14 protein-coding genes are annotated in these 17,572 nt (G+C 26.5%); 4 read left to right on the top strand and 10 right to left on the bottom strand.

Features of this window, described 5'->3' with window-relative positions:
• Positions 1 to 103: 103 nt before the first annotated feature.
• Positions 104 to 1,255, bottom strand: coding sequence for an amidase domain-containing protein (locus JW646_RS15370; protein ID WP_148556374.1), 1,152 nt, complete (start codon positions 1,253 to 1,255; stop codon positions 104 to 106).
• 221 nt (positions 1,256 to 1,476) lie between these two features.
• Here JW646_RS15370 and JW646_RS15365 point away from each other — a divergent pair, with 221 nt between their 5' ends.
• The 3 genes from JW646_RS15365 to JW646_RS15355 all read left to right on the top strand — a co-directional run bounded on the left by JW646_RS15365 (position 1,477) and on the right by JW646_RS15355 (position 4,165).
• Positions 1,477 to 2,295: a pyridoxamine kinase gene (locus JW646_RS15365; protein ID WP_228415583.1), complete on the top strand. Its 819-nt coding sequence runs from the start codon at positions 1,477 to 1,479 to the stop codon at positions 2,293 to 2,295.
• Between the two features lie 87 nt (positions 2,296 to 2,382).
• On the top strand, positions 2,383 to 2,703 hold the full coding sequence (locus tag JW646_RS15360; protein ID WP_148556372.1) for a YlbF family regulator: 321 nt from the start codon (positions 2,383 to 2,385) through the stop codon (positions 2,701 to 2,703).
• A 139-nt stretch (positions 2,704 to 2,842) separates the two neighbouring features.
• The gene (locus JW646_RS15355; protein ID WP_228415582.1) at positions 2,843 to 4,165 is read left to right on the top strand and encodes an aminotransferase class III-fold pyridoxal phosphate-dependent enzyme; all 1,323 of its coding nucleotides are present in this window, start codon (positions 2,843 to 2,845) and stop codon (positions 4,163 to 4,165) included.
• 149 nt (positions 4,166 to 4,314) lie between these two features.
• Here the strand turns inward: JW646_RS15355 and JW646_RS15350 are convergent, their stop codons facing one another.
• The 6 genes from JW646_RS15350 to JW646_RS15325 form a co-directional block, all read right to left on the bottom strand.
• On the bottom strand, positions 4,315 to 6,957 hold the full coding sequence (locus JW646_RS15350; RefSeq protein WP_228415581.1) for a calcium-translocating P-type ATPase, PMCA-type: 2,643 nt from the start codon (positions 6,955 to 6,957) through the stop codon (positions 4,315 to 4,317).
• A 313-nt stretch (positions 6,958 to 7,270) separates the two neighbouring features.
• Entirely contained in the window at positions 7,271 to 8,392 is a 1,122-nt protein-coding gene (locus JW646_RS15345) for a hypothetical protein (protein ID WP_228415580.1), read from the bottom strand.
• Positions 8,393 to 8,550: 158 nt separating this feature from the next.
• Positions 8,551 to 9,555, bottom strand: a complete 1,005-nt coding sequence (locus tag JW646_RS15340; RefSeq protein ID WP_228415579.1) for a DUF4097 domain-containing protein — start codon at positions 9,553 to 9,555, stop codon at positions 8,551 to 8,553.
• Entirely contained in the window at positions 9,545 to 10,267 is a 723-nt protein-coding gene (locus tag JW646_RS15335) for a DUF1700 domain-containing protein (RefSeq protein ID WP_148556367.1), read from the bottom strand. Before JW646_RS15335 ends, JW646_RS15340 begins: the two co-directional genes overlap by 11 nt.
• Positions 10,260 to 10,589 (bottom strand): PadR family transcriptional regulator, encoded by a 330-nt coding sequence (locus JW646_RS15330; RefSeq protein ID WP_206923967.1) that lies wholly within the window; start codon positions 10,587 to 10,589, stop codon positions 10,260 to 10,262. The genes JW646_RS15335 and JW646_RS15330 overlap by 8 nt, the downstream gene beginning before the upstream one ends.
• A 192-nt stretch (positions 10,590 to 10,781) precedes the next feature.
• The gene (locus JW646_RS15325) at positions 10,782 to 12,116 is read right to left on the bottom strand and encodes a hypothetical protein (protein WP_228415578.1); all 1,335 of its coding nucleotides are present in this window, start codon (positions 12,114 to 12,116) and stop codon (positions 10,782 to 10,784) included.
• A gap of 145 nt (positions 12,117 to 12,261) precedes the next feature.
• On the opposite strand from JW646_RS15325, the gene JW646_RS15320 reads away from it, so the two are divergent.
• Positions 12,262 to 13,377: an MGDG synthase family glycosyltransferase gene (locus JW646_RS15320; RefSeq protein ID WP_206923968.1), complete on the top strand. Its 1,116-nt coding sequence runs from the start codon at positions 12,262 to 12,264 to the stop codon at positions 13,375 to 13,377.
• A 55-nt stretch (positions 13,378 to 13,432) separates the two neighbouring features.
• Here the strand turns inward: JW646_RS15320 and JW646_RS15315 are convergent, their stop codons facing one another.
• The 3 genes from JW646_RS15315 to JW646_RS15305 all read right to left on the bottom strand — a co-directional run bounded on the left by JW646_RS15315 (position 13,433) and on the right by JW646_RS15305 (position 17,554).
• A complete protein-coding gene (locus JW646_RS15315; protein ID WP_074915626.1) occupies positions 13,433 to 14,107 on the bottom strand; it encodes a hypothetical protein in 675 nt (224 codons plus the stop codon).
• A 199-nt stretch (positions 14,108 to 14,306) separates the two neighbouring features.
• Positions 14,307 to 15,095 (bottom strand): M23 family metallopeptidase, encoded by a 789-nt coding sequence (locus JW646_RS15310; RefSeq protein WP_228415577.1) that lies wholly within the window; start codon positions 15,093 to 15,095, stop codon positions 14,307 to 14,309.
• Between the two features lie 551 nt (positions 15,096 to 15,646).
• A complete protein-coding gene (locus JW646_RS15305) occupies positions 15,647 to 17,554 on the bottom strand; it encodes a type I glutamate--ammonia ligase (protein WP_228415576.1) in 1,908 nt (635 codons plus the stop codon).
• Positions 17,555 to 17,572 lie beyond the last annotated feature (18 nt).

The following is a 17,572-nucleotide window of genomic DNA, read 5'->3' as shown; positions in this document are numbered from 1 at the left end:
AAAAATGCAACTTTACCTTTATTTTAACATATATACATAGTTTTGTCAATCTTATTTGTTTCTATACTGTCCTTATAATTTTTTTATTATATAATTATATTACTTAGTAATTAACTTTAATTAAATGAAATTTAATAGCTTTATCACTCCATCCTAAATCCCATGGAACTAGTAGCCTGTCTGTATTGTGGCAAGTTACCAAAGGATATCCTTTTGAGTCAAATCCTGTAACAGTTGACACATGAGTTATTCTCCCTTTTTTTTCATATCCAACGAAATCTCCAGGTCTTAAGTTATAAGACTGTCTATATACTTCTTCATAGCTTCCTTTAGAAATATAACTTCCTCTTCCGCTGTTTATTATATAGTTTTTAAATCCCTGTGCATTTACCCAAGCTTTTGTTGCACTACCATTGTCATAATTCCAAATTCCATTTTTTTTAAATTTACCACTCTCATACATTATTTGAGATGCAAAATTGGCGCAATCTCCACCATCACCATTAAAATCACGATATTTTGTATTAAACTTTAATCCAAACTCTTCATCAGCTGCTGCCCCACAGTATCTATGTGCATATTCTATAGCTTTTTTTTGTTCTTTCGTCAATTCAGGATGAATTTCTTCATGATTTATAATGTAATTTTTTATATCCTCAGATTTAATGTTTTCTAAGTTTAAAGAGTCAGCAAATGGATCTGTGTACCATTCCTTTACAATTATATAATTGCCATCTTTTATTTTTACATGAAGGTAGTGATATGTACCTATTCTAAACATATTTGTTTTATCAGGTTCATTTTCATAAGAATATTTATATTCTGTAGATACATCACAAATAATGCCATATAAATTTTTTTCTCTTTCTTTCATTTTTTTTATTTTAACTTTTGTTTTTATATTGTTAAAATTTACTCCTTGTTTACTTGACCAATTTTCTAAGTACTTCATCTTTTTCACTTCTTGCTCATATGCCCAAAGTCCAAACTTTATATCAGTATCATAAAGTCCTTTTAATATATCTTCATTTTTTTCTAAAATTGCTTTGTTTCTATAATCAAATAAATTTTCCAAAAGTACAGTATACTGTTCACTTATTTCCTTTGGGTGCTCATCATTATTATAAGCTTCTTTAATTAATGCTTCTTCTTTGCATAAACTATTATTCTTATAGTTAAAAAATAATGACATAAATAAAACCAAGGATAACGTAAATAACATATACTTAATATACTTATTTTTGGCTACCTTCAAGCACTACACCTCCCAATAAAAAGTACATCAATTTTTAAGTTAATTTTAGTATGTCCAAATTACCCTAAATAATTTTAGGATTATTTGCAAATTTATAGATAAAATTGTATTAATACGCTTTTTATTTTCCAATTAATCTTTAAAAGATTAACAATTTTTTATTTTTTATAGTAATATAAAATTGTATGATAATTTTAATGTTTTAAAATGGAGGTTTATAGATGTTAAAAAAAGTAGCTGCCATAAATGATTTATCTGGTATTGGAAAATGCTCTCTTACCGTAGCAATTCCTATATTATCGGCTTTAAAAGTACAGTGCTGTCCATTTCCTACAGCTATTTTATCTAGCCAAACTGGTTTTAGTGAATATACTTTTTTAGATTTGACTGATGAAATGAAAAAATACTCAAATACTTGGAAAAACTTAAATTTGGAAATAGATACTATATGTAGTGGATTTTTGGGTTCTATAGATCAAATAGATATTGTAAGCAATTTTATTAAGGAAAATCCTCAGTCTTTTGTAATTGTTGACCCAGTCCTTGGTGATGATGGTGTAATGTATCCCATATTTAGTGAAAAAACATGCGAAGAAATGAAAAATTTAGTTATACATTCAAACCTAATCACACCTAATATAACTGAAGCTTGTTTATTGTTAAATAAAAAGTTTAGAAAAGATTTTAGCGAAAAAGAAATAATAAATATAGCTAAAAATTTAAGTGATTTAGGTCCTGAAAAAGTAATTATAACTGGTATAATTAGAAATGAAATGATTTACAACTTATCTTATGATAGAAAAACTAATAAATCTTTTACATATGAACTTAAATATAATAAATGTTCTTATAGTGGTACTGGTGATATATTTGTTTCAATAATATGCGGACTTATAACTAATAATTATGATTTAGATTTTGCAGTAAAAACAGCATCTGATTTTATATACAAATGTGTTTCTTATACTTCTAAGTACGAAAATGATAGGAATCAAGGAGTAATGTTTGAAATGTTTTTAAGTGACTTAACTTCAATTTAATAAAAAATCTAAATATTAATGAAAATTTATTCTATATCTTACTTTAAGCTTATAAAATATAATATATGCCTAAAGGAGGATATTTTTATGGATATAAATCAAAAAGCTAAAGAACTTGCTTATTATATTAAAGGTACTAGAGAGTTTAAAACAATGAATAGATGTAAAGAGGAGCTTGAAAGAAATAAGTCTTTAAAAAGACATCTAGATGCATATTTAAATAAAAAAAATCAAATTTACTCTAGATATAAAATGGACGATGCAAATAAAAGAGTTTCCAAACTTGATAAAGAATATATAAATTTCTTTAATGATCCTCTTGTAACAAATTACATGAATAGTACTAATGAATTTAATTCTATGATGAAAAAAATTTACTCATCAATAGAAAACGAGCTCTTAAAATAAATTATATTTCTAACACATAAAACTTCCATATATCCATATGGAAGTTTTAATATCTTATTGACTTTTACAAATATAACGAATTATGATTTATATAATATATTATCATTCTAGATTTTTAATTTGTTGGGGGTGAAATACAATGAATCTTACTAATAAAGATATTTGCGAGAGAGAAAAGAAAGTTTTATCTAGCATTCAAAAACTACCTTATTGTCCAATAGCTATAAAAAGTGGAAAAGGAGCTTTGCTTTATGACTGTGATGGAAATGAATATATAGATTTTCTATCTAGTGCTTCTTCTGCTAACATAGGCCACGGTAATAAGGAAATTACCCAAGCTGTAAAAAATCAAATGGACAAAATTACTCAATATACGATTGCTTATTTTACTTGTGAACCACCAGTGATTCTTGCAGAAAAAATAATAAATTTAGCTCCTGGAGATAACAATAAAAAAATTCTTTATAGCACTAATGGCTCTGAGTCTATAGATGCAGCTATAAAGTTATCAAAGGGATATACTGGTAGAAATAAAATTATCTCATTTCATGGGGCTTATCATGGTAGTACTTATGGATCCCTTTCAATTTCTGCAATAAGCTTAAATATGAGAAAAAAAATAGGCTCTCTTTTACCGGACATTTATCATTTTAATTATCCCATATGCATCAAATGTCCCTATGGTAAAGAGGAATCCGAATGTAAGCTAGAGTGTCTAGAAGAAATAAAAAATGCTTTTCGAATGTATTTGCCTGCTGATGAAGTAGCTGCAGTATTTTTTGAGCCTGTTGCTGGTGACTCCGGTATTATTGTTCCTCCAAAAAGATATGTAGAAAATTTATATAAATTATGTAAAGAGAATAATATCCTATTTGTTGTAGATGAGATTCAGCAAAGCTTAGGCAGATGTGGTTATTGGTTTTCTATAGAGCATTTCAATATTGAACCTGACTTAATTGTTATGGGCAAATCTCTGGGAGGAGGTTTACCTTTAGGAATAGTAATTGGTGAAAGTGAAATTATGGAATGTTTAAACGCTCCTGCTCATGCCTTTACTCTTTCTGGAAATGCCACAGTATGTGTTGCAGCCTTAAAAATGATTGAAATATTTGAACGAGATAATATTATTCAACAAACTAAAGAAAAAGGATCATATTTAATGAATAAGTTAATCTACTTAAAAAATAAGTATCCCAACATCATAAGAGATATACGTGGTTTAGGCTTATCTATAGGTGTTGACTTACCAGATAAACTTGCTACAAAGAAAATATGCTATCAATGCATCAAAAATGGTCTTCTAATTATATCTTTAGGGGAAAATACACTTAGAATTCAACCACCTTTAATTATTACTAAAGCACAACTAGACAAATCTATTGAAATATTAGAAAATTCAATCAATGTTTTTATAAAAGGGAAAATCAGTGATGATGCTTATATTTTTATAAATGGATGGTAAAATACCTGATAATTAGTTTATAAAAGAAATTATATACAAAAACAACACAAAAAAAAGATTTTTTAATGTTTAATATTGGTGTAGTAAATAGTTATTGATATATATTGTAAATAAAAAAAGGAACTGTAAAATACAGTTCCTTTTTTTAATTATTTTGATTCATATCTTCTTTGGCAAAACTTAACTATTTCTACTATAGGTATCACTGTAAATGATATTACAAGAGATACACCATATTCTATTATTGATATACTCTCTAGTCCAAAAGCATTTGACAAGAATGGTATATAAATAACTGCAAGAGTAAGTAAAAGTGATAATATCATTGCACCCCACAAAAACTTATTATGAGATTTTATAGTAAATACAGAACCTCTTCTAGATCTAAGGTTAAATGAGTGGAATATTTCTGCCATTGACATAGTTAAAAATGCCATTGTCATTCCATCTGCACTGTTTACAAACTCCCAAACTCCACTTTCCATATAGTGGCCAACTACATAGGCTACTATAGTTATTATGGCTATCATAAACCCTTGCCATATTATATCAATACTTACTCCACCAGCAAATATACTCTCTTTTGAATTTCTAGGTGATCTTTTCATTATATGATCTTCTGCTTTTTCTGTTCCAAGAGCTAGAGCTGGAAAACAATCAGTAATTAAATTAATCCATAATAAATGAACAGGTTTTAAAATTACAAAACCTATTAAGGTTGCAAAAAATATAGCTACAACCTCACTAAGGTTTGATGATAATAAGAACTGTATAGATTTTCTAATATTATCATAAATTCTTCTTCCTTCTTCTACTGCATGAACTATAGTTGCAAAATTATCATCAGCAAGAACCATATCCGATACGTTTTTAGTAACATCTGTGCCAGTTACACCCATTCCCACGCCAATATCCGCGCTTTTTATAGCTGGTGCATCATTTACTCCATCTCCTGTCATAGCAGAAATTTTCCCCTTTTTCTTCCATGTATTTACTATTCGAACCTTGTGTTCTGGTTGAACTCTAGCATATACTGAGTATTTTTCTATATCCTTTTCAAACTGTTCATCACTAATTTCATTAAGCATTGCACCTGTTATAGCTTCACTACCATCTTTTATTATTCCTAGTTCCATGGCTATGGCAACTGCTGTATCTTTATGATCTCCTGTAATCATAATAGGTCTAATTCCTGCACTATTACATTCTTTTATCGCATCTACTACTTCTTCTCTTACTGGGTCTATCATTCCTGTAAGACCTACAAATATAAGATTATTTTCTAGTTTTTCACTAGTAATGTCTTTTGGAATTTCTTCATAATATCTTATGGCTGAACATAAAACTCGAAGAGCTTTATCAGCCATATCTTTATTTTCTTTAATTATTTCGTTTCTAATTTCTTCACTTAAATTTTCTATTTTATTATTTATTAATATCTTATTGCAACGTTTTAATATTACATCAGGAGCTCCTTTTGTATATTGTACATAATTATCTTTATTTTTATGAATTGTAGTCATCATTTTTCTATTTGAATCAAAAGGTAGTTCTTTAACACGAATTTCAGTTTTTACTAAGTCATTTTTATTTAGCCCTAATTTGTATGCATAATTTACTAAAGCACATTCGGTAGGTTCCCCTATAGCTTTTTTGCTTTCTTCATCTACTACTGCATCGCTACAAAGTGCCATGGATTTTGCTAAAAGTTTTTCATCATCTCCATAATGTTTAACTACTGTCATCTTATTTTGAGTTAAAGTTCCTGTTTTGTCTGAACAAATAATTTGAGCACATCCTAATGTTTCTACTGCTGTTAATTTTCTTATAATCGCACTTTTCTTAGACATATTTGTAACTCCAATAGCTAATACTATTGTAACAACTGTAGCTAAACCTTCTGGTATAGCTGCCACTGCCAAGCTTACAGCAACCATAAATGTATCTATAAACACTTCTCCACTTAAATTAGGATAGGATTTCCCAAGAGTAAATAAAAATATAAAAATACATATTCCTATGACTAAAAAACTAAGCGTTTTGCTAAGTTGACTTAGTTTAACTTGTAGAGGAGTTTGACTTTCTTTTGTATTAGAAAGTACATGAGCTATTTTCCCCATTTCTGTATTCATTCCTGTAGCTGTTATTATAGCTTTCCCACGGCCATAAACAACTGAGCTACCCATGTAGACCATATTTTTTCTATCTCCTAAAGATATATCTTTTTCACCAGATGATAATGACAATGTATCACTATGCTTCGTCACTGCTACAGATTCTCCTGTTAAGGCAGCTTCTTCAATTTTCAAACTTGCACTTTCTATAATTCTTCCATCAGCTGGTACTGCATCTCCCGCTTCTAATAAAACAATATCCCCTAAAACAACTTCTTCACTTTTAATTATTAATTGTTTATTATTTCTTATTACTTTACAGGTTGATGCAGTCATACTTTGTAAAGCCTCTATAGCTTTTTCTGATTTATTTTCTTGATATACTCCAAGTATTCCATTGATTATTACTACTGTAAATATAATAAAGACATCTGTAAAAGATTCATTAGCATAAGCTGCTGTTATACCTGATATTATAGCAGCTACAATAAGAATAATCGTCATAGGATTAGTTAATTCTTTTAAAAATTTTATAATTATTGGTGTTTTCTTACCCTCCTCAAGTTTATTCAATCCATTTTCTTTTAACCTAATTTTACTTTCTTCTTCGCTAATTCCTTCAAATCCAGATCCTAATGAATCTAATATTTCTTTGTAGTTAGCCAAGTATTCTCTCATTTTGTTACCTCCTCCTTATTATAAAATATAAAAAATGAGACCTATGCATAGAAAAATCTATACACAAGTCTCATTCATTAAGGTAAACCAGACTGAATTCTCAGCCAAGATGTTGACTTACCTCGCATATACTGCGGAATTACTCCCTCGTGGATTAACTTACTTTAATACTATATTTTTAGTATATTATGATTATATTAATTTTAGAATAATTTTCCATATTTTTTTTATTATTTTACATAAAGTTAACATGTCTATATTATGTAAAAAGGTAGAACTAAAAGCCCTACCTTCTCCCCCTATTTAATTGACCCTATTTTTTATAAGGCATTTGCTGCATAGGCATTTGCTGCATAGGCATTTGTTGCATCATTTGCTGCATATACATATAATAATTCATCCACATTTCATCATATTCATTAGTATAAGGAGACATATTAGAATTATCTAAAGATGGATATTTATTAGTAAAGTTACCCATACACTGCATTGGTGCCATATTATACATTGGACTTACATAAGTTGAACATGAATTTTCAAAAGAACAATCATTATCCATATCTACATAAATTATTTCATCGTAGCATTTACATGTCTTTTCTACTATAGTTTCACAAGTATTTTTACAAGGCTTTTTACATCCACAAGATGGCATTGAAGGCATATTCGTTCCCATATCCATTTTATGTTGTACTGATGGATTTGACACACAATTATTTTCACAGTTTTTCAATTTATTACCACATTTATCTAGCATTTCTTCACATTTCTTAGACTTACCTTCATACTCTTTTATCTTATCCCCTGCTGTTTTATAACATTCTAATGCTTTTTCATCATATTTTAATGCTTGATTGTATAAACATTTAGCTTTATCATTATAAGTTTCTGCTTTTTCATATAAACATCTAGCTCTTTCACAATTATCTTTAGCTTCTCTTTCTATACATTCTGCTTCTTTATTTAAAGCTTTAGCTTTTTCACACAATTCTTGTGCTCTTTGCATTAATTCTTTTGCTTTACACTCATCATTTCTAGCTTGATTTTCACTTTTGTTTGCATTTTGTAGTAAATTACATGCCTTTTGTGATAATAATTTAGCACTCTTTTCACATTCCTTAGCTTGGTTAAATGTTTGTGTCGCATCTACTTCATATTTGCAAGCTTTTTCAAATAATTCTTCTGCTTTTTTAGCTAGCTCCACACATTTATCTACACAAGTTATCTCATAATCCCCACAAGGACACTCTACATAAGAAGCTATTGGTTTCTTTTCAGTATGACATGGTTTACAAGATGAAATAGGTGTACATTCTACTACAGTTTCACAAGGTTTGCAAACTTCGCATTTTTTAATAGTTTTTACAGTTTCAACTGGTTTACAAGCTTCTTTTTGAGGAGTGCAAGAACAAGATTGTTTCTTCTTTTTTTTCATAATAAGTCAAACTCCTTTTGTTGTTTTTATTCCATAAGCCCTAAAACTTATGTTACTTAATATAATTATATGAAAAGCCTGTAATGTGGTTACTTATTGTAATATAAAAAAACAATACAAATAGGCTTTACTTGTATTGTTTAAGTTTAAAAATATTTTTAATTGAAATATATATTTGTAGCTTGAATGTTTACTTTGTATTCATTTTTTAAGTCTTTATTAATAGTTTTTTTAAATTCTTTTAAATCATAATCTTTTTCATCATCAAAATCTTTTTGTAAAAATTCGTTAAGATCAATATTCTCATAGGCTTTTATATCAAATATAAATTTATATCTATCAAGAGGAAGATTAAGATTAACCTCTGACTTATACCCATCTATAGTGAGATTTTTACTTATTGGTAAATTGGACTCTATATTAATATTGATATTATCTAAATTATTAGATTTTATATTAACTTTATTAGGTAAATACTTTTCAATATCTTCTAAGTTATACTTATCACTTTCTATATAAACATCATTGCTATAAATATCCACTTCTTTTATGCCTAGAATTTCTCCAAGTTGAAGTGATACATAATTTTGTGAACTTATACTCAATTTATTTAAATTTTTAACTTCATTAGGCAGTGATAAATGCCCACTGTATGTTTCAAAGGAAAACTCATTTAAAAATATATCATTTTCAATAGTTAATGATCCACTTTTGCTTATAACTTTTAAATTAATATCTTTAGGTACATAGATTGTTATCATGTTCGTATGATTAGAAAATACATTTTCTAAAATCTTAGATGTAAAGTCATCTACACCTTTAATTTTACTCATAGATAAATTCTTATCTACTTCTTTAACTGACAGTATTTTATCATTATCTCTAACCTGTATATCCGTATTTTCATAAAGTCCTCTAGATTTAACTACTATCTTATTTGTATTGCTTTTAACTATTTTTGTATTAACATAATTAGTATTTATATTTAATTCCTCTACGTCAATATTTTTTTCATATATTGTATTTTCCATATTTACTTGCTCATCAAAATCTTGTAATTTATTTATAAAATAAGGCATAGAGAAAAAACCTGACCATACAGTTCCAATTAATCCTACTACAATTAAAACTATAGCAAATATCGATAATTTTTTATTCATCATCTCTACCTCCTTCATATTCTCCTTTATTTATATTTTTCTTTGACTCATTTGCATTAATATATATTTTTCTTGTTTTAACCCAATTGTTATATATTTTATAAGTTTTCTTCATATATTTAACAATAAATATGAATATTTGCCATGCAAGAATTTGAAATCCTATAAATGCAATGGATAAAAAAATAAAGAAAAATGCTATTTGTGGTGCAGACCAAGAAAAACTTATCATTAGTGGTATTGCCGTAAAAAAAGCAATTAAAGATAAAGATAACATACCTGCTACAGATGCCATAAAACATATAACCATAAAAGCTGGTACAATTAATACTAAAGATAGTAAAGTTAAAACCAGCCTTACTCCTTTACTTGATAATGAATTTTCATTATTTAAGCTAGGTGTTAACTTTTCATCAAAAAAATCTTTACATTTAAAATAGCTTTCTTTTATTTTCCTTTTATATCTAATAAGTATATCTTCTATTTTCTCTTTTTGATTACTTTTACTTTCATCTTCTTTAATTTGTTTAATTAAGTCTCTAGATATTAATTTTGGAGAACCAAGAGCTGCAATAGTGTCCAAATCACTTTTTCCTTCTATTTCTCCATTTACAAAATACTCTTCATAGTCTCTTATTATGTCACTAATTTCATCTTCTGAAAAATCTTTTTTTAAATAATCCTTTAAAATATCTAAAAATTCTTTTCTATTCACAGTCTATACCTCCTTGATCATTTAAAATTAAACTTACTGCGCTTACAAAATCATTCCATTCATTAATCATTTTGCTTAAATAACTTTTGCCCGTAGTTGTTATCTTGTAATACTTTCTAGCTGGACCCTCACTGGATTCTAGTATATATGCCTCAAAAAATTCATCTTTTGTTAGTCTTCTTAATATAGGATAGATAGTACCTTCATTAACATTAATAACTTTTGATATATTTTGCACAATTTCATATCCATACATATCCTTCTTACTTATTAGAGCCAGGACACATATTTCCAGTACACCTTTTCTAAACTGGGTATTCATATGTCTTCTCCTTTCAATTTCACGAATAAATTATTAGCTACAACATAACTACTGTGCACCAACCAATACTATGTTAAGCTTATCATGTATTAATATTAGCACAGTACTGTGTTAAACACAATAGATCTTTTATTAAGATTTTATTACAAAAAAAATTACAAGATATTTCACTTGTAATTTAGTCCTAATAATTTAAAGTACATATCCTAAATAAAAATTATAGAAAATGAAAAAAATGAAGATCATTATTAAAAACCTTTCAGTTGCTACTAAAAATATTTCAAAAATATTCAAGTCAATTATTGATGTTTTAATAAAAGGTATTAAAAAGCTAATACTAATACATTGAATACTTATAAATAATCCTATCATTATTCTACTTAAATAATAAGTATTATTATTTATAATTTCAATAGCCAAAATGTTGTTAAAAAAGTTTAAATTAACTATTTTAGATATTAGTATACTATTTGGAACATTAAGTTTTGTAATGATAATACAAATAAAGTTGTTTATTATATCCATTACAAAAGTTATATTATACACAATATTTCCTACAAAAAAGATAGTTATAATTATAGGAAGCAAATCCATCAAAATATATATTACATCATTTAAATATGACAAAGATAAATTAATAAATTTTTTACTGGTTTTATTTTCATAATATTTTTTAACTGCTGTATTTAGCTTATGCTTTTTACAATTTACATTTTTATGACCAGATTTAAAATAATAACTTTGTTTTTTTCTTTTTAAAGGATATACTCTGCTTATAATAACATTGCATATAATTAAAACTAACATTTCAATTATTAAGAATTTACCCATATTTATATCTATTTTGTTACATAAATCACTAGTTAAACTTAATGATAAAACCGAAAAATTTAAAATTGTAATGGCACATTCTCTCTCTCTAAGTTTGCCTGCCTTATAAAGACTATATGTAACAAAAGCACCGCATACATTATCTACTAAAAAATACACTAAAAAATTCAAAAATACCTTTCCACTGACTCTAAATAGTTTTTTCATAACTTTATGAGTAAATGCTTCTGTAATTTCAACTAACCCGTAATCTAGCAAAAATGGCATAAACAAAGATGCCATAGGAAGAACAATAGTTAAATTTAATATTAAATCTTTTAAAATAAATATAAAGCTATCATCTATGAAAAAAATTTCTCCTTTTCCAACTGATATAAAAACAAGTATTATTAAACTAAATATTTTTGTAAATACTAAAAATTTATTTATACTTGATTTGTTCACATTTATTATATTTTTTAAAGCAGATAATAAAATAAAAAACAAAATGCTTAAATTTATAAGTATAGATGCTTTATTCTCTAGGAAATAAGATATATGATATAATAATGTTTCAGTTTGATTATTAATTTTTATAGGTACGAAAAAGATGATTATTCCTATTAGTGAAAATATATATACTTTCATTTTTTTTAATAAGTCCTCGCCATTGCCTGAGTTATTTTTATTACAAGTACTATCTTTAATACTTTCCATAATTTCACCTCTTTTTCTATGTTTTACATAAGAGGTTAACTTTCCTTTATAATTTTTAAATTTATTACCAAAATCATTGTCATTGATTATAATTAAATACAAAGGTATAATACTATAAACGAAACTTTCTTTTCGAGGTGATATTTTGAATGAAATAGAGAATAAAAAAACTATACTAATATTAACAGCTCAATTTGGTGCTGGTCATATTAGTGCAGCAAAGGCCATAAAAGAATATATTCAAGAAAAAGATGATAATATAAATATTTTAATTGAAAATTTTATTAGTGCAAGTGTTCCTCGTATAAATAAACCTATGATAAAAATGTACGAAAGTAATACTAAGTATGTTCCTGGACTATACAATTATTACTACTATATAAAAAAATCTTTTGATTCTAAATATGATATATCTTACAAAATATATATGCCAAAACTTGCTGAATACATAAAAAGCATTGATCCTGATTTAATTATTTCAACATTTCCATGTGCCGCAGCATGTGTAAATGATTTTAACACAAAACATCCACACAAGAAAATACCATCTATAACTGTAATAACTGACGTAGTAGATAGCTTGGAATGGATATTTAAAACAACAGATATGTATTTTGTACCATCTTATGAAATAAAAAATAGATATGTACAAAAAGGATTAGATCCTAGTATTTTTAGAGTAACAGGTGTTCCTGTAAGTAAGAATTTCATATGCGACCAAAAAATACGAAGCAATAAACTTAGACTACTTCTTATAGGTGGTGGCAGAGGTTTATTTGATTTTGATGAAAGTTTTATGCACTGGCTTGATGAGTACTTAAATGAATATAATGATGTACTTGATGTAACTATAGTCACTGGTAGCAATAAAAAACTTTATGATACTTTAACTATAAAAAAACCTCTTCAAAATATTGATGTTAGAGGGTTTGTTACTAATATGTCCGATCTGTTAAAAAATTACGATTTGATGCTAACTAAGTCTGGTGGTGCAACATTATTCGAAGCAATTAGCTCAAATACTCCAATAATAGTTAAAAATCCAAAAGTTGGTCAAGAAATAGAAAATGCGAAATTCATTAGAGATAAAGGAATCGGTATTTTATACGATAATGATGAAGATTTAAAAGATATAATAAAAGATTTACTAAATAATAAATTGAATTCAAGGGTTGAGTTTATGGATGAAAATATTACTTATTTCAAAAAAAGTATACATCCTAATAAAATAGGAGATTATGTTTTTGAACTTCTTAAATAACAAAAAAATCATGTTTGCATATTCAAACATGATTTTTTAATGTTATTATAAATAACTATTTAAATGAGTTAAAATTAATTACCTTTCCTTTTGTATTATCTTCATTATTTATTCCCTTATTTTTTTTATCAATATTGAATTTTTTAGATTCACCAATAACTTTGATAATTTTATAAATAATAAATCCCGTAAATATAGATCCTGCACAATTTGTTATAAAATTTAAATATGAATTGCTTCCTCCTCTATAAATCAAAATATTGATAATTCTTAAAAGAGATACTAATATTAAATTTGTTTCTATCATTGAACATATTTTATTAATTTCACCTAACATTGACTTTTTCTTTAATAGCCTAATCATCGCCAAACTATTTTTATTTAAAGACTTTAATATATCTTTAAGCACTATTATACTAATATCTTTATTAAATACCTTTAATCCTGGAATTATTAAAGCTAGAGATAAAAAGATACATGTATTATAAAAATATACATCATCTGAGTCTGGATTTTTACCAGATAAAAAATAAGCAATTGTTATAAAAAATATAGTTAAACCAGTAAAATTCACTCTAACTTCCTTGATTCTAGTGTAAACTGAATAACTTATTGCAATAGCACACGAAACTCGAAAGGCAATTTCTATACTACTTACAAAAGTCGCATTAAAAAGTAATACAGGAACTACAACATATACTAATATATCTTTTAACAACCTAGACTTCATACAACCCCTCCCCCATTCCTTCATCAAGCCATTATTTTATATTTATATTAAATTATATTAATATTACTTTCTATACATTAATAATTAAATCCTTTTTATTACACCATAAAATTTTCATTTTATACTAAATATTCTAAATTGTCTTAAAATTAAAATAATTACAAATAAAAAAGCAAAGAATTAATCTTTGCTTTTTCATTTATATATCATTGCTTATACCATAGAGTGGATTTATTCTCTTATCATTAATTCTAACCTCAAAGTGGACATGATTTCCCGTTGAATTTCCTGTTGATCCTACCTTAGCAATAACTTGTCCTTTTTTAACTATTTGATCTACTTTTACTACTATACTATCATTGTGGGCATATAATGTTTTTTTATTATCAAAATGTTGAATTTCCACTACATTTCCATATCCTTTTTTATAACCCGCGAAATTTACAATCCCATCATCACTTGCAAGCACAGATGTATCTTTTGGTGCAGGAATATCAATACCATTGTGAAAATTTATTTTTTTTGTTATTGGGTGTATTCTATATCCATACCCAGAGCTAATATATCTATAGTTTTCTAAAGGCCATTCTCCTTTTATGTAAGTAGCATTACTATTTTCCAGGATTTCCTCTTTTTCCTTTTTAATTTCTTTTATTAATAAACTTTCACTTTTTTCACAATTTATTAACTGTTTCTCAAAGAACATTTTAAAAAATTTAATTTGACTATATTTCAAAATATCTATATTAATTTTTCTTTCCAGCAAACTACTTTCCATATCATTACTTAAAATTCTATTTTGATTTTCATTTTTTAATATGCAGTCTAAATCCTCTATTTTATTGTTTAGATCTTTTTCTTGTTTTGTTATTGATATTAACATATCTATGTTATTGCTTTGGCTATAGGAAATATTGCTTTGAAAGCTATATATTAAGCTTATAAATATAAGAGTATTGGCAATTAATGCCTTTAAATATTTATTCATTTTATTCCTCCTTTTCCTATAAACATTATTATTAACCAAGTTTAATTTTTTTATAATTCCATCTATAATTTTCGTTCAAATTTAATAAAATATATTAAGGGCAAAGGGGGAATTTTTATGGATATAAATTTTAAAGATTATTTATTTCTAAGTGTTTTTGTATTTTCATTTTTGTATTGCTTACTTTACATACTTAGAGACTATTATTTTGCAACACAAAATTTCCAAATGAAAAAATATATAAATAAAATATTGCCTTTTTTTACAAAGTACAATGGATTCTTTCTTGTACTCACATTTATATTTTTAATTATCAATTTTTATAATTCATATATTACAAAATTATTATTCTATATAATTGTGGTGACTATTATTTCAAGTCTCATATTTATTTATATACCAATAAAAAAACTTACATCTACAAAATATTTAAGATTTTTATCTTATATTTTATTTATAGGTGTATTATTAATACCTCTAATGTGATTTTGTACCAAATAAAAATACTGTGGACTTTTAATCCACAGTATTTTTATAGTAGTAAACTTATATTAAAATATATTTTTTGCATAATCTACGTATAATGATTGAAGTATTTTCATATCATAACTAAGCTCTTTTTGAAGATTTGACACTGTCTCATAATCTTTATTTTCTATAGCTTCTATAATATTTGTAAATAAACATTTACTTGTTAAGGTATCTTTCATTACTTTTGTTTTTAACTCTGTAATTGCATTCCAGTTTACTTCGTCTAAAACATCCATATTTTCTTTTGTATGTAATTTTACATAACTTCTTAGTCTATCCATATGGTCATGAATTATTCTAAATCTTAATTCTTTTTTCCATTTATCAATGGCACCAGTTCTAAAAGAATTAATTATACTGTCACTAAAAACATTTCCGTTTTTTAATGATTTAAGTTTTTCTTCGTATTTTTTGAAGTTTTGCATATTTTCATATACTGTTGCAGGTGGTTCACCAAATCTTATTCTTCTTTCTTCCTCATTATAATGTTCAAACACATCATTTTCATCTCTATATACTCTATTTTTATCTAGATAAAAACTTTCTTCTCCTAAATCTTTAGATATTTCTTTTTCTAATTCTTTAGTTGTTAGCTTGCTTTTTGCAGTAGCTATAATTCCATCTAATATAGTTTGATAACAACCTGCTATAACTAAATACGTATTTGAAAGAGGATTTGGTGATCTAAGTTCAAATCTTAAAGTTTTAGGATTTTTCGCATCTCTAACAAGTCCAACAAGTACGGATCTATTTCTTGATGGTATTTCATAAGTATGACCAAGAGATGTTACTATACAAACTGGTGCTTCAAAACCGGGCACTAACCTTTCAAATCCATCATTTGTGCAAGTTACTATTGGATTTAAAACTTCATAGTTATGAAGCAATCCCATTAAAGCTCCATATCCTATTTCGTTTAAATAGTCTTGTTTCATATCTTTTGGAGCAAATAAGTTTTGAACTTTTCCATTTTTTAATTTTACACTTGCACCTATATGAGCATGACCTCCACTTCCTGCTACTCCGTATATAGGCTTAGCCTTAAAAGTTACTTCTAGTCCGTTCATTGTAAATATATCTTCTATCACTTCTCTTACTATTAATTGATTGTCTGCTGCTCTAAGTGGGGAATCAAACTTCCAAGAAACTTCTAATTGTTCCATGGCATGATTTGTTTTGCCTTCTATACTTATAGAACTTTGTATTCCTCCAACTTCTTTATGAGCCATTTCTGGACTTATTCCTAAGTTTTGTAATTTAATTAATGATTTTTCTAGACACGTTCTTATTATTCCATGAGTTCTTTTCCAATATTGTTCTTTTAAACTTTGAGATACTGCTAATTTTTCTAAATCTGCTTTATCTTCTGGAGTGTTAACCCAAAATTCCAATTCCGTAGCTGCCGTTAAAAGTATATCTTCTATATCATCTACGCTATCTATTCCTATGTTTTTTATTAAATGAGGATACTCTTTAAATAAATCAAGCAAAGATTTTTTAAAATGCCTTTCTGATTTTTGTAGTATGCCCCTCGAACAAACTTTTTTATTATCATGAATTAGAAAAGCTGGAATTTTCAGTGTTCCTATTGGCAAATTAGTATTTTCATCTATATGTTCTAAATTATAATCAACATACCACTTCGAATTAATATCTGGCATTAAATCTACCTTTGCATTATTTAGAGTTGCTATATCATATAATTCAACAGAGGATCCATCTGTTTGTATTGCTGACTTTAAAAATCCTTCAACGTCTTCTAAAAAAAACTCTATGGGAATTTTCTCGTCTGTTGCATTTCCTCCTAAATCCACTCCAACTAAGGATACAAATCTTATATTTTTATGTCTTGACATTAACTCTTTAAATTCTTCGTCATTATAATTATTTTTATTAACATAGTACAGCATGTCATTAAAGTTTTTCATTTTTTATTTCCTCCAAAT

This window comes from Terrisporobacter hibernicus (genome assembly GCF_020809405.1).
In the GTDB taxonomy this organism is placed as follows: domain Bacteria; phylum Bacillota; class Clostridia; order Peptostreptococcales; family Peptostreptococcaceae; genus Terrisporobacter; species Terrisporobacter petrolearius.
Note: the sequence above shows the minus strand (reverse complement) of the source record. Positions and strands in the feature narration are given on the sequence as shown.